The organism is Sphingomonas caseinilytica, assembly GCF_023516455.1.
In the GTDB taxonomy this organism is placed as follows: Bacteria; Pseudomonadota; Alphaproteobacteria; order Sphingomonadales; family Sphingomonadaceae; genus Sphingomicrobium; species Sphingomicrobium caseinilyticum.
Genome location: NZ_JAMGBA010000001.1, coordinates 921,231 through 941,306, shown reverse-complemented (window position 1 = coordinate 941,306; position 20,076 = coordinate 921,231). Strand labels below are relative to the sequence as shown.

Sequence of the window (20,076 nt, the reverse complement as noted above, 5' to 3'; positions counted from 1 at the left end):
TTCCAAGGGGGAATAGGGATGCGCATTTGGGGGAAATTGGCCGTGGCGGCTGCCGCGCCGCTGATGCTGTCCGGTTGCCTGTGGGGACCGGGCAAGTTCACGTCCGAGCTGGCGATCAACAAGGCGGGCACGTTCGTGCTCGATTACCGTGGCGAGATCATGCTGCAGATGCCGGACAAGGACAGCCCGGCCGAGCCCTGGAACGATGACATGGCGACCTGCTACGCGGATGGCCGAACCGAGAGCCGCCCCTCTTCAGCCGCAACCTTCGAAATCGACGAAGCGCCGCCTGCAGAGGAAGAGGGCCAGAGCGATGAAACGCGAGCCTGCACCGCTGCCGAGTTGGCCCGGATGAAGTCGGCGCATGAAAAGTCCGAGGCCGAGCGCGTCGCCAAGAAGCGCAAGGAAAGCGAGGAGATGGCGAAGCTGTTCGGCCTCCCTGGGTCCGACGACGAATCCAACCGCCGCTTCGCCGCCAACCTGATGAAGCACAAGGGCTGGCGAACCGTGACCTACAAGGGGAAGGGCCTGTTCGACGTCGACTATCATTTCGAAGGCCGGCTGGACCAGGATTACGCCTTCCCGCTGATGCCCGACACCGACCTGATGATCCCGTTCATCACCATCCGTCCCCGTACCGACGGATCGGTCAAGGTCAGCGCGCCGGCACTGGTCGGAGGAGCCGGCGTATTCTCGGCGCGCGCCAAGGCGATGGGACTTCCAGACAAAGGAAATGACGGCCCGCCCTCACGCGCGGAAGGGCGCTTCACTATAACGACTGACGGGGAAATCCTGACCAACAACAGCGAGGACGGCCCGGTCGCCGCCCAAGGCCGACGCCAGGTTCACTGGGACGTCGGCCCGGGCAACGACAAGGTGCCGGAGATGCTGGTCAGGCTTTGAGCTCATTCGTCATTGCGAGCAAAGCGAAGCAAAGCAATACAGTTGAGATCACTGGATTGCTTCGTCGCTACGCTCCTCGCAATGACGGCTACGGCCGCTTTCTGAGCTCGTCCCTGATCTCGGTCAGCAGGTCGACTTCGCTCGGGCCGGCTGGTGCCTCATCGGCCTTCTTCATCGACTTGGTCGCTGCACGGACCAGCAGGAAGACGACGAAGGCCAGGATCAGGAAGTTGATGATGACCGTGACGAACTGTCCCCATCCGAGGACCGCGACGCCTGCTTCCTTGAGCGCGGCATAGCTAGTCGGATCGCCCTTGAACGTCTCCGGGATGGGGCCAAGCACGACAAAGTAGTTGGCGAAGTCCAGGCCGCCGAAAATGGCGCCGACGATCGGCATGATGATGTCGTCGGTCAGGCTCTTGGTGATGGTTGCGAAGGCGGCGCCGATGATGACGGCAACCGCCAGGTCGAGGACATTGCCCTTGGCGATGAAGGCCTTGAATTCGGAAAGCATCACATTCCCCTTCAATGCGTCGCGAATTTGCGGAGACTAGCAAGCGCGGGCCCAATTGAAAGCGGAACGGGCCAATGTGTGTTGCCAGTGTAGAACAGCCAGTTGAATCCGGGCCGCCGCCCCTCTACCTTTGCGGCTACGCAACGATGGGGTGTGGAACATGACTGCTATTCGCCGACTGAAGCTCTTGGCTCCGATTGCCGCCGTAAGCCTGGCGGCTTGCGGGATTAACTCGGTTCCGACGGCCGAAGAGAATGTCAACGCAAAGTGGGGCAACCTGCAGAGCGAATATCAGCGCCGCTCCGACCTCATTCCCAACCTGGTCGAGACGGTGAAGGGCTATGCCCAGCAGGAGAGCAAGGTCCTGATCGAGGTTACGCAGGCGCGCGCCGACGCGGGCCGCGTACAGCTGAGTGCCGCTGACCTCGACGATCCGGCCAAGGTCCGCGCGTTCAATGATGCGCAGAGCCGCCTGACCCAGGCGATCATTCCGCTGCAGCGGCTGCAGGAGGCATATCCAGACCTTAAGTCCAATCAGAATTTCCTGACGCTGCAGAGCCAGATCGAGGGCACGGAGAATTCGATCCTGGTCGCCCGCCGCGATTATAACGAGGCGGTGCAGGCCTATAACACCCGCATCCGGACCTTCCCCGACGCGATCGGCGCGAAGGTCTTCTATGGGGCCGAACCCAAGGTGCCGTTCGAAGCCGCCTCCGGCGCGCAGGAAGCGCCGGACGTGAACTTCAACACCGCGGGCTGATCCATGTCCCCAACCCGTCATGCCAGCGAAGGCTGGCATCCATGTCCCGTCGCATCGGTGCGGCGGGATGACATGGGCCCCAGCCTTCGCTGGGGTGACGTCATTGGATTGCTGCTGGCGGCGTTCATGCTTCTGGTTTCATCGCCCGCGCATGCCCAGACCTTTCCCAAGCTCACCGGGCGGGTGGTTGACCAGGCCAATCTGCTCAGCCCTGCCGAGGAAGCCGACCTCAGCGCCAAATCGGATGCGCTCGAAAAGCGGACCGGGCGGCAGTTTGTCATTGCAACGGTGTCCAGCCTCGAGGGGCGGCCCATTGAGGACTATGGCTATCGCCTGGGCCGCGAATGGAAGATCGGTGACGAGCAGAAAGACGACGGCGTTATCCTGCTGGTGGCGCCGGCGGAACGCAAAGTCAGGATCGAAACCGGCTATGGCGCACGCGTCTTCCTGACCGACGCACTGTCCAGCATCATCATCCGGGAAAGCATCCTGCCGCGGTTCAAGGCGGGCGACCTTCCCGGCGGCATTTCGGCGGGCGCCGATCAGATCGTGAAGCAGATGGAACTTCCGGAAGCCGAGGCCGCAAAGCGCGCCCAGGAGATTGGCGCGAAGGAAGCGAAGCGGCAGGACCGTGACGTCAATCCGATCCCCGTCATTTTCATCGTGATCATCTTCTTCGTGATCATCGGCTCGATCGCCCGTGCGGCCGGCGGCAGGCGGTATCGCGGCAAGGGCCGGCGGCGCGGCGGCCTAGATAGTGGCGACGTCGCCGTCATCCTTTGGGGCCTCGACGCCCTGACCCGTGGCTCGCGCGGCAGCGGAGGTTGGGGCGGTGGCGGCTGGGGAGGCGGTGGCGGTGGCTTCGGCGGATTCTCCGGCGGCGGCGGCTCGTTCGGCGGTGGCGGCGCTTCGGGGGGGTGGTGATGCTGAGGCTTTCCGCTGAAGACCATGCGCGGGTCAGCGCCGCAATCGCGGCCGCGGAGCAGAAGAGCGATGGCGAGATCATTGCCATCAGCGCGGATCAGTCCGACGCTTATCACGATGTCGGCCTTCACTGGGCGGTTTTGGCCATGGTCGCCGCGCTCGCCTTCTTTGCCGCGATGCCGCAGTTTCTCACCTGGTGGTACGATCTGTTCACCGGCTGGTCGGCGGAGCCGGGGCTTCGCGAACTGCTGACCCTTTTGCTGTTTTTCGCGCTGCTCAAGTTCCTGGTGGTGCTGTTCCTGCTTAAGTGGCGGCCGCTGCGCATGCTGCTGACACCCGGTGCGACCAAGACGCGGCGGGTCCGGCGCCGGGCGATCATGCTGTTCAAGACGGGCGGAGAGCGGCGAACCATCGGCCGCACCGGAATTCTAATCTACCTGTCGATGGCCGAACACCGCGCGGAAATCGTCGCCGACGAAGCGATCACCAAGGTTACAACGCCCGATACCTGGGGCGAGGCGATGACCGCTTTGCTGACCGAAGTGAAGGCAGGTAGGCCCGGCGACGGGATCGTCGCGGCGGTCGGGATCATCGGCGATGTGCTTGCCGAGCACTTCCCCAAGAGCTCCGAGGATACCAACGAAATTCCGGACAAGCTGATCGAGCTATGAGCGGCGCGAAGACTGTCGAATGGGAAGGCAAATATCTTCGCATCGTCCGTGAAGGGACCTGGGAATATGTCGAGCGCTGCGGCGGCGTACATGCGGTCGTGATCCTTGCGGAACATGACGGCAAGGTCGTGTTGATCGAACAACGTCGGGTTCCGCTCGGTGGCCGCAAATGCATCGAATTGCCGGCCGGCCTGGTAGGTGACGAGGATCCCCTGGCGACCGTCGAAGGAACGGCCGTAAAAGAATTGGAAGAAGAAACCGGCTTTACCGCCGAAAGTATCGAGGTGATCGGAGAGTTTCATAGTTCGCCGGGGATGGTCGCCGAAGGATATACGCTGGTTCGCGCGCACGGGGTGCGCCGGATTGGCGATGGCGGTGGGAATGAGCATGAGGAGATCGAGGTTCATCTCGTCCCGCGGCATGACATTCCGGCCTTTGTCGAGCGAAAGCGGGCGGAAGGCTGCGCAATCGACACGAAGATGCTGTTGTTGCTGGCGGCGGACATTCTCGACTGACTCCCTTCATCGAGCCTTTCCGCCGCTTGTCGAATTGGTTGCGCCCGGTTCAGTCCAAAGCGGCTAGGGGGCGGGCAAATTTTTTTGCGTTTCCTGGGAGGGGTTTAAGTTGAAGAATCTGCTTTTGGCCGGCGCGGCCGCAATTGCCATGTCGGCAGCACCGGCATTTGCCGCACAGGCCTCCACCGCTGGCGCAGCGACCGCGGTCGTTCCCGACAATATCCTGCTCAAGAAGTGGACCGGTCCTTACGACGGCGTTCCGCCATGGGATCAGGTAAAGCCCGCGCAGTTCGCGCCCGCTTTCCAGTTCGCCATCGACGAGATGCTCCAGGAAATCGACGCCATCGCCAACAACTCGGCAGAGCCGACGTTCGAGAATACGATCGAAGCCATGGAGCGCTCCGGCGAGCGTCTTGACTATGTCGGGTCGATTTTCGGCGTCTATTCGAGTAACCTTTCGACGCCCGAAGTGCAGGCGATCAACAAGGAATGGTCGCCGAAACTCTCGGCTGCTTACGACAAGATCAATCTCAATGGCGCGCTCTTCAAGCGCATCGAGCGGCTTTACGAGCAACGCGACCAGCTTGGCCTTGATGCCAAGCAGAAGCGGCTGCTGACGCGGACCTATGAGGGTTTCGTCCGCCGCGGCGCCAAGCTCGACGAAGCGCAAAAAACGCAGCTGTCGAATTACAATCAGCAGCTGGCTACGGCTTTCTCCGACTTCAACGCGAAGCTGCTGGCCGATGAGTCGACCTATACGCAGGCCACCGAGGCCGACCTCGCCGGCGTTCCGGCCGACGTAAAGGACGCTGCCGCTGCTGCCGCAAAGGAAGCAGGCCAGGCCGCCGGCACCTACGCCATCGCCAACACCCGCTCGGCAGTCGAGCCGGTCCTGAGCTTCGGCACCAACCGCGCCTTCCGCGAGAAGGTCTGGCAGGCTTTTGTCCAGCGTGGCGACAACGGCAATGCCAACGATACGAACGCGCTGATCGCCCAAATCGTGAAGCTGCGCTCTGATCGCGCCAAGCTGCTCGGTTTTGCGACGCACGCCGATTGGCGGATGCAGGACACGATGGCCAAGTCGCCCGCAAAGGCGATGGACCTGATGATGCGAGTGTGGAAGCCGGCCGTCGCGCGGGTCCACCAGGAAGTCGCCGACATGAAGCCGTTTGCGGCCAAGGACGGCGTTTCGACCATCGAGCCGTGGGACTATCGCTTCTACCAGGAGAAGGTGCGGAAGGCGAAGTACGACCTTAGCCAGGAAGAGATTAAGCCGTACCTGGCGCTCGACAATCTCGTGAAGGGCATGTTCTGGTCGGCCGAGCAGCTTTACGATCTGAAATTCACCGAAAACACCGGCAAGGTCCCGGTCTTCAATCCGGACGTCCGCACGTTCGAGGTCAGCAACGCCAAGACCGGCGAGGTCACCGGCCTGTTCTACCTCGATACCTATGCTCGCCAGGGCAAAAGGTCGGGTGCATGGGCGACCACCTATCGCAGCCGCGCCGGCCTGCTCGGCGACAAGATCGTGATCGGATCGAACAACAACAACTTCACCAAGCCTTCGCCCGGAAAGCCGGTGCTGATCAGCCTGACCGACGCCGAGACGCTGTGGCATGAGTTCGGCCACGCCATTCACTATTATCTCAGCGACGTGAAATATCCGTCGCTGGGCGGCTCACCCCGCGACTTCGTGGAATATCCGAGCCAGGTGAATGAGAATTGGCTGATGACCCGGCCGGTGCTCGACAAGTTCGCGCGCCACTATCAGACGGGCGAAGCGATGCCGGAAGCGTTGGTCAAGAAGATCGAGGCCTCGGAGACGTTCAACCAGGGCTTTGCAACGGTCGAATATCTCTCGTCGGCGCTGGTGGACATGATGCTCCACACCAAGCCTGACGGCGTGATCGACGCCGACAAGTTCGAGCGCGAGGCGCTTGCCAAGCTCGACATGCCCAAGGAAATGGTGATGCGTCACCGCCTGCCGCAGTTCGGGCACCTCTTCTCGTCGGACAGCTATTCGGCGGGCTATTACAGCTACCTCTGGTCGGAAACGATGGACGCCGACACGTGGGAAGCGTTCGAGGCCACCGGCAATCCCTACGATCGCAAGATCGCGGATGGCTTCCGGACTTATTTGCTTTCGACCGGCAATGAGACCGACCGGGCCGAAGCCTATCGCCAGTTCCGCGGCCGCGATCCCAATGTCGATGCGCTGCTGAAGCGGCGGGGCTTCCCGACCAACTAGTCCGGATTATTCTTCGGGAGAGGCGGCGCGGTTCATCGCGTCCAGCTTCTCCCGAAGGCTGACCGTGAAGCTATGCTCCAGGGCATGGCGGGCATCGGGATTTGCCGCGAGATAGGCATTGAGGGTGCGGCCCTGCGCGCACCAGATGCGGGCAGGTTCGGTGACGGTTACGGTGGCAATGGCCGCTGCCTCGCCCAAGACCGTCGCTTCGCCGATGAGCTGTCCCGGAACAACGCGTCCCACCAGCTTGCCGCGTGAGTGCACATCCCCGGCACCGGTGGCGAGATAATAGAGCTGGGCTGCCGGCTCGCCCGCCTTGACCAGCACATCGCCTTCGCGCGCGTCCATCCAGATGCCCTGGTCCATCAGGCGGCGCGCCTGCGCCCTGCCTAAGCCCGCAAGCGGTCCTTCCAGCATCAACTTTTCTTCGGCGCTGAACTTGGCGGTCTTGTTGGCCGCAACGACACTCGCGACCTGGACGCCCGCGACGAGCAGGATCAGCAGCGGGAGGACGCCCGCGAGAAAGCCGTGGATCCAGACGCCATAAATGAGGCCGATGGCGCCAACGACGCCGATAAGGATGTGATTTCCAAGCCTTGCCCTGACCAGCAGTGCGACCAGCAGCACAGCGAAGATGGCGAAGTACAGGCCAAGTGCCATGCTCATGGGTTCGATCAGCCTTCCGAATGGGCGCTGAAGGTGTCGATCAGCACGTCGAGCTGCGCCTCGCAATTGGCGCGGATGAGGCCCTGCGCCATCCCCTCAAGCCCAGTCGGGAGAGGGGTAAGGACGCGAAGCGTGAGCGTCGTCGGGGCCGAAAGCCCGGTCACATTCACCTTGGTACCCGAAGTCGCGGGAAGCCCGGCCGGCCAGGGCGCAATCGACTGGCCCGGGGCGAATTTCACATCCGCCTTGTTGCCGCTGCCGGCATCGGTCAGCGTGACGCTTGCTTCTGCGCTGCTGTCCGCTCGCCACAGGCCGAGGTCAGCCGGATTGGCGACGCAGACATTGCCCGATCTGCCGAGGTCGGCCTGCCACACGCTGCGCGTTGCAGTGCCGCGAACTGCCCCGAGCCGTACCCGCCGGGCACTGGTACCCGCGGTTCGAACCGCGGCTGCCGGAGCGGCGCTGGCGGAAACGCTGAAACTGCCGGGACCCTGGACCGTGCGCGTGCCGCGCGAGTCGAGCAGGATGACCGTATCGCTCGGCTTCAGCTTCAGGACATGGTCGTCGGGCAAGGCCTTGCCCGGCGGATAGGCGCCCGCCGACGGACCCGACGATCGCACGACCAGCACCGCCGCTGTCGCGGTCGCCGAGGAAAGGATCGCTGCGGCACTTGCGGCGATAAGCAACATGCGGGCCATCTCATTTCTCCCCAAGTATCGTAGCGCCCCCCGGACCCGCCTCCCGAAGCCGGCAGGCGAATGCGCAAAGCGCCGCATCCTTATCGTGGGTTAAGCAAATTTGCTCGATTTCGTCGAGCGCGGAACGATCTCCGCCATCGAATGCCAACCACAACCGTTCCAAATCGGCACGAAGGGCGGGATCGATGCCCGGTACCGGTTCCCATACGACGATCGGCGTTGCCCGGCCGGAAAGGACGATGCGGCCCATCGGCCGGAAGAAATCGCGACTGCTTTGGGTCTTGGCCTCGTCGCTCACCAGCGCGGCCGATTTCAGATATTTGTTGGCGCCCTCAAGGCGCGAGCCGCAGTTCATCGCATCGCCCAGCGCGGTGTAGCTCAGCCGTCCTTCGCCGCCGAAGTTGCCGACGACGGCGTCGCCATAATGGAGACCGGCGCGGGTACGGCCGAACCTCTTGCCGTCAACTTCATGCTGATCGGAAAACTCGTCGGTGAAGCGCACGATGTCGACCAGCGCATCCACCGCGCGGTCGGCGTCATCGGGACGCGCGATCGGCGCTCCCCAGAAGGCGACGACGGCATCGCCCACGAACTTGTCGATGGTCCCGCCATGGTCGAGGACAATGTCGCACATGCCGTCGAGATAGGCGTTGAGCAGGCTCGCGACCCGGTCCGGCGGCAGATTGTGGCTGAGCTTGGTGAACCCTTCGATGTCGGTGAACAGCGTGTAGATCGGCCGCATCTCTCCAGTGAGCGATAGCTTCTTGGGATCGCGCAAGATCTGTGCGGCGATGTCGCGCGGGAGGTATTTGCCGAGCGCCGACTGGGCGTAGCGGCGCTGCTCCGATCCGACTGCCCTCACCGCCGCGCCGGTCGCGGCGTAAGCGAGGACCCAGCCGCCGAGCCAGCCGAATGCCGGCAAGCCGTAGGTGTCGATGCCGTTCCATTCAAAGAAGAAGGGCGCAAATCCGAAGAAGGCGAGCTGGCCGAAGATGACCAGCGCCACGACCCACGGCCGGACGTCGAGCATCGCGGTGAAGGCGCCGCAAAGCACGACCAGGATTGCGATGCTCCAAAGCGACATGGAGCCCGCGGTTCTGGGCAGGCGGCCGTCAAGCAGCTGAGCAACCATCGTCGCATGAACTTCAAGGCCGCTCATCGTCGGTCCGCCCAGGCGGCTCGACGGGATTTCGAACTGGTCGCGGTCGGGCAATTCACCGCCGATGATCACTGTGCGCCCGCGAAGCTGGTCGGCGAATAATGGTGCCGTCGCCGGATCTGCGAACAAGTCAATCTGGAAGCTGGAGAAGACGTTTCGCTCGGCATTCAGCGGCGCCCGGAATTCAACACTTCCCTGATAGTTGAAGCCCGGCCTCGCGCCCGCCAGCACGTTGGGCAGGAATGGCGGAAGCCCGGCCGGCAAGTCCGGCCAACGACGGAGCACGTTATCGCCATCCGTCTCGAGCCGGATCGAGCTCGGCCGCACCTGTGTCCCGGCCAGGTTGCGGAACCAATCGTCCATGAACTTCTGCTGCCACTGTTCGATCTCGTCCATCGCGGTCAGGCGGTTGGCATAGGCGATCCAGACCGGCGTTTTCATGGCCTTCAAGGTGGCAACCAACTGCGGGTCTTCGGCCTGCGGCTGGTCGATCAATATGTCGATGCCGATGGCCTTGGCGCCCAATTGATCGATGTTGGCCAGCGCGCGAGCAAGAATGGCCCGGTCGAGCGGCGATCGCTTGGCGGTCGCCCGAAGCGTATCCTGCGTATAGGGGATAAGGACGATGCGCGGATCTTCGGCAACGCGCGGCTCCCTTACGCTCTGGCGCCAATCGAACAGCGCGCGTTCGGCGTCCGTTGCGATCGGTATCGTCTTGCCTATGGCAGGCAGGTCGACCGGTGCTTCCCAACTGAAGCGCGCAAAGAGGATCGCCCAAAGAATGAAGAAGGCCGTGACCAGCAGCCGGGCAAGGGGAACTTTGCGGAGGTCGTCGAGGACGGTCTTGACGGTCGGTTGCTCGTTATCGAGCGGATCAGCGTCCGCCGCCCAGCTTCGGCTTGGCTGGTCCATGCTCAACGACCCAACGCCTCACGAAATCGCATCGCCAAAGCCCCCCGGCTGCGTTCCGCACCGGAGGCAAGCGACTCGCTCACCCCGACGCGATTAACCGGCGATAAAATTATTTGGCATCAAAGGCGAGCGGACTTGGCCTGCGTCAGCGCAAGCTCGGCCAAAGGCTCCGTCAGCGCGGCGGTCGCTTCGGCGTGGGCGGACGACGCGCTGCCTCGTGCCAGGCGCCCACGAATGCCGTGGCAAATGGCGGCCAGGCGAAACATCACGAACACCACCAGATAGTCGAGATTCGGCAGGCTGGTCCGGCCGGTCCGCCGGCAATAGGCATCGACATATTCCTGCTCGGTCGGAATGCCGAGCTCGGTGAAATCCAGACCAGCGAGTCCGGTGAACATTCCCGCCGGCATCCGGTACATCAGGAGGTGGTAGACGAAGTCCGCCGCGGGATCTCCGAGTGTCGACAACTCCCAATCCAGCACCGCCGCGACCCGTGCCTCATCGGGCGCGAAGATCATATTGTCGCACCGGAAATCGCCGTGAACGATCCGGGCGTCTCCGCTGTCCGTTGGGAGGTGATCGCGCAGCCAGGCGGTAAGGTGATCCATCGCAACGACGCGTCCGGCCTCGACGTCGGTTTCATATTGCTTGGACCAGCGCGCGACCTGCCGTTCGACGAAGCCGCTTGCACGGCCATAATCACCGAGGCCAATCTCATCGGGATCGAAGCTGTGAAGCTTCGCGATGGTTGCGTTCATCGCATCGAAATGAGCTGCCCGAATTGCCTTGGTGAGACCGGGGAAGGTCGCCTCCCAGATGATCCGGCCGTCGACCATATCCATCAGGAAGAAGGGGGTGCCGATGACGTCGGCATCATCGCAATGGCCATAGACGTGCGGCACCGGGAAGCCTTGCTTGCCAAGTGCGCTCATCACCCGCGCTTCGCGGTCGACGGCGTGGGCACCCGGCAGCAGCTTCCCGGGCGGCTTGCGGCGGAGGACGAAGGAGCGGCCGGACGGAGTATCGATCCTGTAGGTCGGGTTGGATTGGCCGCCCTTGAACTGGCTTACGCTCAGTGGGCCGACGATGCCCGGTACATGATCCGCCATCCAGCGTTCGAGTCTGGCGACGTCGAAGCGGAGGCGCTCAGTTACCTCGCGCGTACCGCTATTGGCTTCGGTGCGATCCACACTTTCTCCCGTCACCCTGAGTTCAGCCTGCCGGATGTCTCCCAGACATCCGTCACCCTGAGTTCAGCCTGCCGGATGTCTCCCAGACATCCGTCACTCTGAACTAGTTTCAGGGTCCATTCCGACACCCTCACAGTCCTTGACCGAAATGGATGCTGAAACAAGTTCAGCATGACGGAATTGCCCAATGGGCTCCGTACCGCCTATGGCGCGGCGATGATCGACAACATCCCCAATTTCGATCTGGACGAGTTCGTCCAGCGAGTGCTTGCCGAGGATCTCGGCAACAGCGGCGATGTCACGTCCAACGCCACCATCTCCGCCGACGCGCGGTTCAGCGCGACGATGAACTGCCGCGAACCGATCGTGGTCGCGGGCCTTGATATCGCCATCGCCTTCTTTCGTGCGCTGGATCGGGATGTTGGTATCGAGAGGCTTGCCAATGACGGCGATGCGGTGTCCGCGGGAACCGTCCTGCTTCGGTTGGACGGCAAGGCGCGTGAGATGCTGACGGCCGAGCGATCGGCGCTGAACACGCTTCAGCATCTGTCCGGCATTGCCACGCTCACGCGCAGCTATGTCGACAGGATCGCCGGCACCGGTGCAACGCTGCTCGACACCCGCAAGACCATCCCCGGCCTTCGTGCGCTTGAGAAATATGCGGCGCGGATGGGCGGCGCGCAGAATCACCGGATGCGGCTCGATGACGGGCTGTTGATCAAGGACAACCATGTCGGCGTTGCCGGCGGCGTGGCCGAGGCCGTCTCCGCTGCGAAGGCTTGCCGAAGTGGCTTGCAGATCCAGGTCGAGGTCGACCGTATCGACCAGATCGAGCCGGCTCTGGCCGCCGGAGCCGAGCGCCTGTTGCTCGACAATATGAAGCCGGACGTATTGCGGCAGGCAATCGCCCTCGTCGCGGGTCGGGTTCCGTTGGAGGCGTCGGGGGGCGTGAACCTGGATACGATCCGCGCAATCGCGGAAACGGGCGTCAACTATATTTCGGTCGGCCGGATCACCCAGTCTGCGCCCGCGGTCGATATCGGCCTCGACTATGTGCTAACAACATAACGATATTTTTTGCGCGCAAAGCCGTAACGGTCGTCCTATAGGGAGCGCGAACCAATTCGGGAGAGTGAGTTGTTCAAAGGCTTGAAGCCCATCCTATACGGCGGCCGCGAGGTTTGGCCGCTGGTCGAAGGAGGGAAGGGCGTTTCCGCGACCAATCATGCGAGCTCCGGCGCCTGGGCGGCCGCCGGCGGCATCGGCACGGTATCTGCGGTCAATGCCGACAGCTACGATCCCGAAGGGCGGATCATCCCGCAGGTCTACAATGCCTTGACCCGCCGCGAGCGGCATGAAGAGCTGATCCAGTACGCGATCGACGGCGCGGTTGCGCAGGTGAAGCGCGCCTATGAAATGGCCGGCGGCAAGGGCGCCATCAACATCAACGTGCTGTGGGAAATGGGCGGCGCCCAGCGGGTGCTTCACGGGGTGCTCGAACGCACCAAGGGCATGGTCACGGGTGTGACCTGCGGTGCCGGCATGCCCTACAAGCTCAGTGAAATCGCAGCTTCCTACGGCGTCAGCTATTTGCCGATCATTTCGTCGGGCAGGGCCTTCAGCGCATTGTGGAAGCGGGCCTATTCGAAGGCCGCCGAATGGCTTGCCGCGGTGGTCTATGAAGATCCATGGTTGGCCGGTGGTCACAACGGTCTCAGCAACGCCGAGGACCCGCGCAAGCCGCAGGATCCCTATCCGCGCGTAAAGGCATTGCGCGACGTGATGCGCGAAGGCGGCATCAGCGACGATGTGCCGATCGTCATGGCCGGCGGCGTTTGGCGGCTCGACGAGTGGAACGACTGGATCGACAATCCGGAACTTGGGCAGATTGCGTTCCAGTTCGGAACGAGGCCGCTGCTGACGCAGGAAAGCCCGATCCCGCCGGCGTGGAAGGCGCGGCTGATGACCTTGGAGGAGGGCGACGTCCTGCTCCACCGCTTCTCGCCGACCGGCTTCTATTCTTCGGCTGTCCGCAATCCGTTCCTGCGTCACCTCGAAGCCCGCAGCGAGCGTCAGATCGCCTTCACCAAGGAGCCGATCGGCGACCATGCGTTCGAGCTGGATGTGGGCATCGGCACCAAGAAGAATTTCTGGGTGACCAAGGGCGATCTGCAGCACGCCCGCGAATGGTATGGCGCAGGCTTCACCAACGCGATGAAGTCGCCCGACGACACGCTAGTATTCGTCACTCCGGAAGAGGAAAAGATCATTCGTGCCGACCAGGCGGCCTGCATGGGCTGCCTGTCGCAATGCAGCTTCTCCAGCTGGGCGGACAATGAGAAGAATTCGACCGGCCGCCTCGCCGACCCGCGCAGCTTCTGCATTCAGAAGACGCTGCAGGAAATCGCGCATGGTGGCGATGTCGAACAGAATCTGATGTTCGCGGGCCACGCCGCCTTCCGCTTCAAGAGCGATCCCTTCTATTCGAACGGCTTCGTTCCGACCGTGAAGCAGCTCGTCGACCGAATCCTGACGGGGGCTTGATGATCCCTGGTTTCGTCATCCCCGCGAAGGCGGGGACCCAGCGAAACAAACGAAAAATCTGGGTTCCCGCTTTCGCGGGAATGACGATTTTTGGACTGGCTTTCGCAACATCCGCCGATGCGCAGGACAAGAAGCCGCCATATTGGGCATCGATCGCGTCGGGCGAAGCAATGATGCGCACCGGCCCGGGCCGCAACTATCCCGGCATCTGGCTCTACAAGCGGCGCGACCTGCCGATCCGCGTGATCCAGGTCTATCCCAACTGGCGCAAGATCGAGGATCCGGACGGAGAACAGGGCTGGATGCTGGTCACGCTGCTCAGCGACCGCCGCACCGGCATCGTCAAGCCGGGCGAGCCGCGGAGCATCCATGCGAAGCCCGACGCCAACTCTCCGGTCCGCTATCGCGCCGAACAAGGCGTCGTCGGCCGGCTGGCCAAGTGCGACGGAAGCTGGTGCCAGATCCAGGTCGGCAAGCGGCAAGGCTGGATCGCCGAGGGCGACATATGGGGCGTTGCGGACGGAGAGACGTTCGACGACTGATTAGGGGGAGGGGCGCATGAAATCCGGGATTGCATTGGCTGTTTCGCTGGTCCTTAGTTCGCCGGTCATGGCCCAGACACCTCCAGTCGAATTTATCGGCGAACCCAGCTTCAACGGCCAGCGGTTGCCTTTTTCCGAGGCGGTGCGCGTCGGCGACATGCTCTATTTGTCGGGCCAGCTCGGCAACAAGCCCGACGGAACGCTGCCGGCGGGGATCGAGGCGCAGGCGCGCCAGACCATGGACAATATCGGCGCGGTTCTGAAGCGGTCGAACCTCGGCCTCGGCGATGTCGTCAAATGTACCGTGATGCTCGACAATATGGCGGACTGGCCGGCCTTCAACAAAGTCTATGTGACCTATTTCCCAGACGGAAAGTTCCCCGCGAGGAGCGCGTTCGGCGCCGACGGCCTGGCGATGGGCGCGCTGCTCGAGGTCGAATGCTGGGCCTATGCGGGGAAGCGCTAGACCAGCATCTGTCCCATCCAAATCGCCATCGCGACCATCATCAGATTTTCGGTGAGCGAAACGAAGCCCAATGGGACATTCGACGAGCCGCCGACACAAGCGCACTTCAATTCACGCTTGTCGATATAGACGGCCTTGAACACCGACACCGCACCTTCGACGCCGATGAAGAGCGCGACCGGTGCCGACAACCAGGTCAGGCGGTCGGACAGCATCAGCACGCCCGCGCCCGCTTCGAGGAACGGATAGAGGCTGGCATATGGCACCCAGCGCCGCGACAGCAGGTCGTAGTTCAGGAACATCGCCGAGAATTTCTCGACGTCCTGAAGTTTCAATAGGGCGAGCACGACCATCGATAGTCCGATGAACCATTCGGCCGCCCGCGCCGTGAATGGGGTACCGAACTGCGACGTGCTGAGCGCCAGCGCGGCCAGCGCGGTCAGCGCGAACAGGACGACGACCGGCACATAGGTGGTTTCGCCAGGCGCACGGATCTTGCCGCCGAAGAAGCGCTTCAGATCGTCATGGCCGCCAATCCGCTCGCCGTTGATGAACGTCTGTGGCGTGGTCTCAACCCCGTGCCTCGCCTTGAATGCGTCGATCGCTTCGCGGCTGGTGAGGTGGCGGTCGTCTACCTCATAGCCCTTGGATTTCAGCAGGTGCAGCGACTTCAGGCCCCAAGGGCAGACATGGTCCGCCATTACCATTCGATAGAGCACGGCTCTTCTGGCCAGCGAGGCCCCGACATTTTCCATTTTTGACATGCGATTTTCCTTCCCTTGAGAGGGTTCGGACATCGACGTAGCATCCGTACCATGGTACAGAGTCAAGGATGATCGATCTCACTATCGGAACGCTCGCCAGGAATGCCGGCGTCGGCGTCGAGACGGTCCGCTTCTACCAGCGCAGGGGATTGCTTGCGGTTCCACCTCGCGCGGGCGGATTCAGGCGCTATGACGACCGTGACGTTGAACGTCTCAAGTTCATCAAACGCGCCCAGGCGGCCGGGTTCACGCTTGCCGAAATAGGAGAGTTGATTGCGCTCGACGCCGGCGAGGACCGTCCGCGCGCACGCGCCTTGGCAGCTGCCCGGATCAAGGCACTCGATGCGAAGATTGCTGAGCTAAAGGATGCGCGCGCTGCCCTTTCGCGGCTGGCTCGCGAGTGCGGCGAAGACCGGGCAGGTCCCTGCCCGATCATCGCTTCATTCGGATAACTGGTCGGCCTTCGTTTACGGCGTCACAGCCGCCGGCGCCACGACATAGGCGACGCGCGTGACGGTCAGCTTTTCGCCCTTGTCGCTGGTCGTTTCAAACGATTGCCCGACCTCGATCGGCGTTGGGGACGTGGTCCAGCAGACTTCGCCTTCCTTGTCCATTGCACTGGTGAAGCAGGCCTTGCCGTCCTTTGAGACCACAGTGCCGTGATCTACATGTTCGTTCCCCGCCCAGGAAATGTAGTTGCCGGTGGCATCGATCGACTCGGTCGTTGCCTTGCCGTCGTCGGTAAATTGCCAACTGGTTTCGTTGAGCTGGATTTCGGCCGGCATCGCCATATTGGCGTCGGCCGTCGCATTGGCATCCATTGACATGTTGGCGTCCGCCGCATTGGCGTCATTGGCCGTATCGGCCGGTCGGCCGCACGCAACAAGCGCCAGCACGGCCAGTGAGGTCATCACTATCCGCATGTCTCTCTCCCTGTTCTGCGAAGGAGCGTCCGTAGCAGCTTTTTCGATCCGGCGCATCGCCAGTATTGAGGGCGGCTAAGTCCGCGCTGTCGGATTTCCCACTGTCCGATTGAGCCTGATTGCCTCGCGGATCAGTTGCTCGGCGACGGCAGGGTCGATTTGGGTATCCTCGCGAAGGTCGAGGGTCTTCATTTCATATTTGCCCGTGCCGGTCATCCTGGGCTCGATGCCGAGCAGTCGCTTGCCGCGCCAGAAGCCGAACAGGACTCGATGATCTTCGGCGCGGATCAGGAAGGCGGGGCCATTCGCCATATAGACGAGATGGCCCCACTTTACCGTTTCATCGCTGTCGCCGACGCCAAGCGCGATCTCTCGCAACATATCGACGCGGGTCCGCTGCCAGCCGTCGATCGACTGGACATATTCTTCAGGGCTCGCTGCCAGCGGGCCCTTGCGCATCATCAGTCGACGAGCTCCACCGCAACCGCCGTGGCCTCGCCGCCGCCGATGCAGAGCGAGGCGACGCCGCGCTTCTTGCCCTTGGCCTTCAGCGCACCGATCAACGTGACGATGAGGCGTGTGCCGCTGGCACCGATCGGGTGGCCGAGCGCCGTCGCACCGCCGTGAACGTTGATCTTATCATGCGGGATTCCGAGGTCGCGCATCGCGAACATGGCAACGCAGGCGAAGGCCTCGTTGACTTCGAACAGGTCGACGTCGTCCACCGACCATCCGGCCTTTTTCAGCACCTTTTCCATCGCGCCGGCCGGAGCGATCGTGAATTCCGACGGCTCGCGGGCGTGAGCGGCGGATGCGACGATGCGCGCGACAGGCTTCAGGCCCTTGGAGTCGGCGTCCGACTGGCGCGTCAGCACCAGGGCAGCAGCTCCGTCGGAAATCGAGGAGCTGGTGGCCGCGGTGATCGTGCCATCCTTGGCGAAGGCGGGCCGCAGCGTCGGGATCTTGTCAGGCCGGCCGCGGCCCGGAGCTTCGTCGGTGTCGACCACGGTTTCGCCGCCGCGGCCCTGGATCACGACGGGAACGATCTCGTCCTTGAACGCGCCGGCGCTGATCGCGCTATTGGCGCGCGACAGGCTCTCGATGGAATAATTGTCCATCTCTTCGCGGGTCAGCTGATACTGGTTGGCGGTTTCCTGGGCGAAGGTGCCCATCGCGCGGCCCGGTTCATAGGCATCCTCAAGGCCGTCGAGGAACATATGGTCATAGGCGGTGTCGTGGCCGATGCGTGCGCCCGAGCGGTGCTTCTTCAGCAAATAGGGGGCGTTGGTCATCGATTCCATGCCGCCGGCGATGATCAGGTCGGCGTTGCCGGCCTTCAGCGCTTCCTCGGCCATGATGACCGTCTGCATGCCTGATCCGCAGACCTTGTTGACGGTGGTCGCCTGAACCGACTTGGGGAGGCCAGCCTTCAGGGCCGCCTGGCGCGCCGGGGCCTGGCCGAGGCCGGCCGGAAGCACGCAGCCCATATAGATTCGGTCGATATCTTCGCCGCTGATTCCGGCCCGTTCGACGGCGGCCTTGACGACAGTCGCGCCGAGATCAGTGGCGGACACATCGGAAAGCGCGCCCTGCATCGAGCCCATCGGCGTGCGGGCGGCGGAAAGGATGACGATCGGATCGGTGGACATTGAAAGCTCCTTGTCTGTCATTGCGAGGAGCCGAAGGCGACGTGGCAATCCAGTCTGGATTGCTTCGCTTCGCTCGCAATGACGATTTCGCAGCTGCACATAAGGTGTTGGCAAGAGTCGTTCAATCGGCGCATTGCCCTAGGGAAGTAGCGTGATAGACCTGACAACCATGAACAGGGAAAAGCTACTCCTCGCCGCGGGATGCGCGGCCCTATTCGCCGCCGTCGCGACTGCCCAGACGCCATCGGCCCCTTCACCAGCTGCTGCCGCACCGCAGTTCAAGAACCTGCAGGTTCTCCCGAAGGACATTTCGCGCGACCAGCTGATGACCAACATGAAGTTTTTCGCCCAATCGCTCGGCGTGCGCTGCGTCCACTGCCACGTCGGGGAGGAGGGCAAGCCGCTCTCGACCTTCGATTTCGCATCCGATGCAAAATGGCAGAAGCAGGCGGCCCGCAAGATGCTGACGATGGTCCACCGGATCAATTCGGAGGATTTTGGCGTCAAGGACTTCAAGGACGTGAAGGTGACCTGCTTCACCTGCCATCGCGGGGCGACGAAGCCGCTTACGGCGGTGCCGGAGGCGCCTGCAAATCCGGCGCCCGCCGCCACTCCTCCGGCACAGTCGTCGACGGAGCGCGGCAGCAGCTGATCGCTTTTCAACCCGTCCCAGTCTCTGCTAGGCGCGCCGCCGAGGGAGACAATTGAATGAGCGACATGCCCGGCCTGGACTTCGGCCTTGGTGAAATGGCGGACGCGATCCGCGAGACTACCGAGCGTTTTGCGCGCGAACAGATCGCACCGATCGCCGCCGAGATCGACGAGAAAGACGAGTTTCCGGTAGCGCTCTGGCCGCAGATGGGCGAGCTCGGCCTTCACGGTATCACCGTCGAGGAAGAATGGGGCGGACTCGGTCTTGGCTACCTCGAGCATGTCGTCGCGCAGGAAGAAGTCGCCCGGGCGTCCGCATCGGTTGGCCTCAGCTACGGCGCGCACAGCAATCTTTGCATCAACCAGATCCGGCGCTGGGCCAATGAGGACCAGAAGCGCAAATATCTCCCCAAGCTGATCAGCGGCGAGCATGTCGGCGCGCTGGCGATGAGCGAAGCCGGCGCAGGCAGCGACGTCGTCGGTATGAAGTTGAAGGCCGAAAAATCCGGCAACGGCTATCGCCTCAACGGCACCAAGTTCTGGATCACCAATGGCTCTTATGCCGACACGCTGGTGGTCTATGCCAAGACTTCGCCGGAAGAAGGGAGCCGCGGGATCACCACCTTCCTCATCGAAAAGGGGATGGCGGGCTTCTCGATCGGCCAGAAGATCGACAAGGTCGGAATGCGCGGCTCGCCCACCACCGAGCTGGTCTTCGATGACTGCTTCGTCCCGGTCGAAAACATCATGGGCCCCGAGAACGGCGGTGTCGCGGTGCTGATGAGCGGGCTCGATTATGAGCGGACCGTTCTAGCCGGGATCCAGCTCGGCATCATGCAGGCCTGCCTCGACGTGGTCATTCCCTATGTCCGCGAGCGCAAGCAGTTCGGAAAGCCGATCGGCGCGTTCCAGCTGATGCAGGCGAAGATCGCGGACATGTATGTCGCGCTGAATTCGGCGCGCGCCTATGTCTACCAGGTCGCGAAGAATTGCGACGCGGGCAAGACCACCCGCTTCGATGCCGCTGGAGCGATCCTGCTGGCGTCGGAAAGCGCCTTCAAGGTCGCCGGCGAGGCGGTTCAGGCGCTTGGCGGCGCGGGTTACACCAAGGACTGGCCGGTCGAACGCTATATGCGCGACGCCAAGCTGCTGGATATCGGCGCCGGAACCAACGAGATCCGCCGGATGCTGATCGGACGGGAACTGGTGGGGGCCTAACCCGACAGGCTTGCTGCCAGATCGCATCCGCTTCCTGTCCGTCGCCAGCTTCATTCCACAGGCGGTATTCTCCCGGATTTCCAACGATAATTGAGTTGTGGTAACTGCTTGCCTGCGGGGGTGGCTGGCCCAGGGGCCCAGGCACGCCCAATGGGGGTG

Annotated in this window: 22 protein-coding genes; 13 read left to right on the top strand and 9 right to left on the bottom strand. The window is 62.8% G+C overall.

The features are described 5' to 3' along the window. Nucleotides 1-18 precede the first annotated feature (18 nt). On the top strand, nucleotides 19-903 hold the full coding sequence (locus tag LZ496_RS04735; RefSeq protein WP_249903432.1) for a hypothetical protein: 885 nt from the start codon (nucleotides 19-21) through the stop codon (nucleotides 901-903). Nucleotides 904-991: 88 nt separating this feature from the next. Here LZ496_RS04735 and mscL read toward each other — a convergent pair whose 3' ends face one another. Then, nucleotides 992-1,417 carry a large conductance mechanosensitive channel protein MscL gene (gene mscL / locus LZ496_RS04730; protein WP_249903431.1) on the bottom strand — a complete coding sequence of 142 codons (426 nt, stop codon included), beginning with the start codon at nucleotides 1,415-1,417 and terminating at the stop codon, nucleotides 992-994. Nucleotides 1,418-1,577: 160 nt separating this feature from the next. Between mscL and LZ496_RS04725 the strand changes: the two genes are divergently transcribed. The 5 genes from LZ496_RS04725 to LZ496_RS04705 all read left to right on the top strand — a co-directional run bounded on the left by LZ496_RS04725 (nucleotide 1,578) and on the right by LZ496_RS04705 (nucleotide 6,535). Further along, nucleotides 1,578-2,177: a LemA family protein gene (locus LZ496_RS04725; protein WP_249903430.1), complete on the top strand. Its 600-nt coding sequence runs from the start codon at nucleotides 1,578-1,580 to the stop codon at nucleotides 2,175-2,177. Between the two features lie 72 nt (nucleotides 2,178-2,249). Beyond that, a complete protein-coding gene (locus LZ496_RS04720; RefSeq protein ID WP_249903429.1) occupies nucleotides 2,250-3,101 on the top strand; it encodes a TPM domain-containing protein in 852 nt (283 codons plus the stop codon). After that, nucleotides 3,098-3,772, top strand: coding sequence for a TPM domain-containing protein (locus LZ496_RS04715; protein ID WP_249903428.1), 675 nt, complete (start codon nucleotides 3,098-3,100; stop codon nucleotides 3,770-3,772). Before LZ496_RS04720 ends, LZ496_RS04715 begins: the two co-directional genes overlap by 4 nt. Next, a complete protein-coding gene (locus LZ496_RS04710; protein WP_249903427.1) occupies nucleotides 3,769-4,287 on the top strand; it encodes an NUDIX hydrolase in 519 nt (172 codons plus the stop codon). The genes LZ496_RS04715 and LZ496_RS04710 overlap by 4 nt, the downstream gene beginning before the upstream one ends. 109 nt (nucleotides 4,288-4,396) lie before the next feature. Beyond that, nucleotides 4,397-6,535, top strand: coding sequence for a M3 family metallopeptidase (locus tag LZ496_RS04705; RefSeq protein WP_249903426.1), 2,139 nt, complete (start codon nucleotides 4,397-4,399; stop codon nucleotides 6,533-6,535). 6 nt (nucleotides 6,536-6,541) lie between these two features. Here the strand turns inward: LZ496_RS04705 and LZ496_RS04700 are convergent, their stop codons facing one another. The 4 genes from LZ496_RS04700 to LZ496_RS04685 form a co-directional block, all read right to left on the bottom strand. Then, complete coding sequence (locus LZ496_RS04700) at nucleotides 6,542-7,201, bottom strand: cyclic nucleotide-binding domain-containing protein (protein WP_249903425.1); 660 nt, start codon at nucleotides 7,199-7,201, stop codon at nucleotides 6,542-6,544. 8 nt (nucleotides 7,202-7,209) lie between these two features. Next, on the bottom strand, nucleotides 7,210-7,899 hold the full coding sequence (locus tag LZ496_RS04695) for a hypothetical protein (protein ID WP_249903424.1): 690 nt from the start codon (nucleotides 7,897-7,899) through the stop codon (nucleotides 7,210-7,212). 1 nt (nucleotide 7,900) lies between these two features. Then, on the bottom strand, nucleotides 7,901-9,970 hold the full coding sequence (locus LZ496_RS04690; protein ID WP_249903423.1) for an adenylate/guanylate cyclase domain-containing protein: 2,070 nt from the start codon (nucleotides 9,968-9,970) through the stop codon (nucleotides 7,901-7,903). A 119-nt stretch (nucleotides 9,971-10,089) separates the two neighbouring features. Then, a complete protein-coding gene (locus LZ496_RS04685; protein WP_249903422.1) occupies nucleotides 10,090-11,160 on the bottom strand; it encodes a phosphotransferase family protein in 1,071 nt (356 codons plus the stop codon). 171 nt (nucleotides 11,161-11,331) lie between these two features. Between LZ496_RS04685 and nadC the strand changes: the two genes are divergently transcribed. The 4 genes from nadC to LZ496_RS04665 all read left to right on the top strand — a co-directional run bounded on the left by nadC (nucleotide 11,332) and on the right by LZ496_RS04665 (nucleotide 14,712). After that, nucleotides 11,332-12,228, top strand: coding sequence for a carboxylating nicotinate-nucleotide diphosphorylase (nadC, locus tag LZ496_RS04680; RefSeq protein WP_436286453.1), 897 nt, complete (start codon nucleotides 11,332-11,334; stop codon nucleotides 12,226-12,228). Between the two features lie 69 nt (nucleotides 12,229-12,297). Further along, nucleotides 12,298-13,704 (top strand): NAD(P)H-dependent flavin oxidoreductase, encoded by a 1,407-nt coding sequence (locus LZ496_RS04675; protein ID WP_249903421.1) that lies wholly within the window; start codon nucleotides 12,298-12,300, stop codon nucleotides 13,702-13,704. An 80-nt stretch (nucleotides 13,705-13,784) separates the two neighbouring features. Next, on the top strand, nucleotides 13,785-14,246 hold the full coding sequence (locus tag LZ496_RS04670) for an SH3 domain-containing protein (protein ID WP_249903420.1): 462 nt from the start codon (nucleotides 13,785-13,787) through the stop codon (nucleotides 14,244-14,246). 16 nt (nucleotides 14,247-14,262) lie between these two features. After that, nucleotides 14,263-14,712 carry a RidA family protein gene (locus LZ496_RS04665; protein WP_249903419.1) on the top strand — a complete coding sequence of 150 codons (450 nt, stop codon included), beginning with the start codon at nucleotides 14,263-14,265 and terminating at the stop codon, nucleotides 14,710-14,712. On the opposite strand, the gene LZ496_RS04660 is transcribed toward LZ496_RS04665, so the two are convergent. Then, nucleotides 14,709-15,476 carry a MauE/DoxX family redox-associated membrane protein gene (locus LZ496_RS04660; protein WP_249903418.1) on the bottom strand — a complete coding sequence of 256 codons (768 nt, stop codon included), beginning with the start codon at nucleotides 15,474-15,476 and terminating at the stop codon, nucleotides 14,709-14,711. The two genes, LZ496_RS04665 and LZ496_RS04660, sit on opposite strands and share 4 nt — an antisense overlap. Before the next feature lie 68 nt (nucleotides 15,477-15,544). Here LZ496_RS04660 and LZ496_RS04655 point away from each other — a divergent pair, with 68 nt between their 5' ends. Beyond that, nucleotides 15,545-15,928, top strand: a complete 384-nt coding sequence (locus tag LZ496_RS04655) for a MerR family transcriptional regulator (RefSeq protein WP_249903417.1) — start codon at nucleotides 15,545-15,547, stop codon at nucleotides 15,926-15,928. A gap of 15 nt (nucleotides 15,929-15,943) precedes the next feature. Here the strand turns inward: LZ496_RS04655 and LZ496_RS04650 are convergent, their stop codons facing one another. The 3 genes from LZ496_RS04650 to LZ496_RS04640 form a co-directional block, all read right to left on the bottom strand. Then, nucleotides 15,944-16,399: a hypothetical protein gene (locus LZ496_RS04650; protein ID WP_249903416.1), complete on the bottom strand. Its 456-nt coding sequence runs from the start codon at nucleotides 16,397-16,399 to the stop codon at nucleotides 15,944-15,946. A gap of 75 nt (nucleotides 16,400-16,474) precedes the next feature. Then, nucleotides 16,475-16,861 carry a DUF1801 domain-containing protein gene (locus tag LZ496_RS04645; RefSeq protein ID WP_249903415.1) on the bottom strand — a complete coding sequence of 129 codons (387 nt, stop codon included), beginning with the start codon at nucleotides 16,859-16,861 and terminating at the stop codon, nucleotides 16,475-16,477. Then, a complete protein-coding gene (locus LZ496_RS04640) occupies nucleotides 16,861-18,048 on the bottom strand; it encodes a thiolase family protein (RefSeq protein ID WP_249903414.1) in 1,188 nt (395 codons plus the stop codon). Before LZ496_RS04640 ends, LZ496_RS04645 begins: the two co-directional genes overlap by 1 nt. Before the next feature lie 169 nt (nucleotides 18,049-18,217). Between LZ496_RS04640 and LZ496_RS04635 the strand changes: the two genes are divergently transcribed. Both LZ496_RS04635 and LZ496_RS04630 read left to right on the top strand, forming a co-directional pair. Beyond that, a complete protein-coding gene (locus tag LZ496_RS04635; RefSeq protein WP_249903413.1) occupies nucleotides 18,218-18,700 on the top strand; it encodes a c-type cytochrome in 483 nt (160 codons plus the stop codon). A gap of 65 nt (nucleotides 18,701-18,765) precedes the next feature. Beyond that, entirely contained in the window at nucleotides 18,766-19,917 is a 1,152-nt protein-coding gene (locus LZ496_RS04630; protein ID WP_249903867.1) for an isovaleryl-CoA dehydrogenase, read from the top strand. The last annotated feature ends 159 nt before the right edge of the window (nucleotides 19,918-20,076 follow it).

Bases quoted from the DNA above. Each gene is read 5' to 3' on its own strand.
- LZ496_RS04735 (WP_249903432.1), top strand. From the start codon at position 19: ATGCGCATTTGGGGGAAATTGGCCGTGGCGGCTGCCGCGCCGCTGATG.
- mscL (WP_249903431.1), bottom strand. From the start codon at position 1,417: ATGCTTTCCGAATTCAAGGCCTTCATCGCCAAGGGCAATGTCCTCGAC.
- LZ496_RS04725 (WP_249903430.1), top strand. From the start codon at position 1,578: ATGACTGCTATTCGCCGACTGAAGCTCTTGGCTCCGATTGCCGCCGTA.
- LZ496_RS04720 (WP_249903429.1), top strand. From the start codon at position 2,250: ATGGGCCCCAGCCTTCGCTGGGGTGACGTCATTGGATTGCTGCTGGCG.
- LZ496_RS04710 (WP_249903427.1), top strand. From the start codon at position 3,769: ATGAGCGGCGCGAAGACTGTCGAATGGGAAGGCAAATATCTTCGCATC.
- LZ496_RS04700 (WP_249903425.1), bottom strand. From the start codon at position 7,201: ATGAGCATGGCACTTGGCCTGTACTTCGCCATCTTCGCTGTGCTGCTG.
- LZ496_RS04695 (WP_249903424.1), bottom strand. From the start codon at position 7,899: ATGGCCCGCATGTTGCTTATCGCCGCAAGTGCCGCAGCGATCCTTTCC.
- LZ496_RS04690 (WP_249903423.1), bottom strand. From the start codon at position 9,970: ATGGACCAGCCAAGCCGAAGCTGGGCGGCGGACGCTGATCCGCTCGAT.
- nadC (WP_436286453.1), top strand. From the start codon at position 11,332: ATGACGGAATTGCCCAATGGGCTCCGTACCGCCTATGGCGCGGCGATG.
- LZ496_RS04670 (WP_249903420.1), top strand. From the start codon at position 13,785: ATGACGATTTTTGGACTGGCTTTCGCAACATCCGCCGATGCGCAGGAC.
- LZ496_RS04665 (WP_249903419.1), top strand. From the start codon at position 14,263: ATGAAATCCGGGATTGCATTGGCTGTTTCGCTGGTCCTTAGTTCGCCG.
- LZ496_RS04660 (WP_249903418.1), bottom strand. From the start codon at position 15,476: ATGTCAAAAATGGAAAATGTCGGGGCCTCGCTGGCCAGAAGAGCCGTG.
- LZ496_RS04655 (WP_249903417.1), top strand. From the start codon at position 15,545: ATGATCGATCTCACTATCGGAACGCTCGCCAGGAATGCCGGCGTCGGC.
- LZ496_RS04650 (WP_249903416.1), bottom strand. From the start codon at position 16,399: ATGCGGATAGTGATGACCTCACTGGCCGTGCTGGCGCTTGTTGCGTGC.
- LZ496_RS04645 (WP_249903415.1), bottom strand. From the start codon at position 16,861: ATGATGCGCAAGGGCCCGCTGGCAGCGAGCCCTGAAGAATATGTCCAG.
- LZ496_RS04640 (WP_249903414.1), bottom strand. From the start codon at position 18,048: ATGTCCACCGATCCGATCGTCATCCTTTCCGCCGCCCGCACGCCGATG.
- LZ496_RS04635 (WP_249903413.1), top strand. From the start codon at position 18,218: ATGAACAGGGAAAAGCTACTCCTCGCCGCGGGATGCGCGGCCCTATTC.
- LZ496_RS04630 (WP_249903867.1), top strand. From the start codon at position 18,766: ATGCCCGGCCTGGACTTCGGCCTTGGTGAAATGGCGGACGCGATCCGC.